Consider the following 370-nt stretch of genomic DNA (forward strand, 5'->3'; position numbering starts at 1 on the left):
ATGGTGGAGCTATGCGGGATCGAACCGCAGACCTCCTGCGTGCAAAGCAGGCGCTCTCCCAGCTGAGCTATAGCCCCGTGCTAACTGGATCTTTTTTCGTCTGGCTGCGTTGCTGCTCTTCACTCACTCAGTCACATACTGATGTATGCTCCTTCGCTCGCTCATCGCGCGCCTTACCAGTCAAAAAAATCTCTGCGTTATCACCCTTGCGGATTAAGGGTTAATTTTTCTCAGACTAGGCACATGAAAGCGTAGCGTACTCTAGTACGCGAGCTTTTATGTAACGACGTATGAGGAAAATTTGGTAGGCCTGGGCAGACTTGAACTGCCGACCTCACCCTTATCAGGGGTGCGCTCTAACCAGCTGAGC

Annotated in this window: 1 tRNA gene; it reads right to left on the reverse strand. The window is 51.9% G+C overall.

Features of this window, described 5'->3' with window-relative positions:
• Window position 1 precedes the first annotated feature (1 nt).
• Window positions 2-77: transfer RNA gene (locus Q1A48_RS21460), tRNA-Ala, on the reverse strand.
• Window positions 78-370: the final 293 nt, after the last annotated feature.

This window comes from uncultured Microbulbifer sp. (assembly GCF_947489355.1).
GTDB lineage: Bacteria > Pseudomonadota > Gammaproteobacteria > Pseudomonadales > Cellvibrionaceae > Microbulbifer.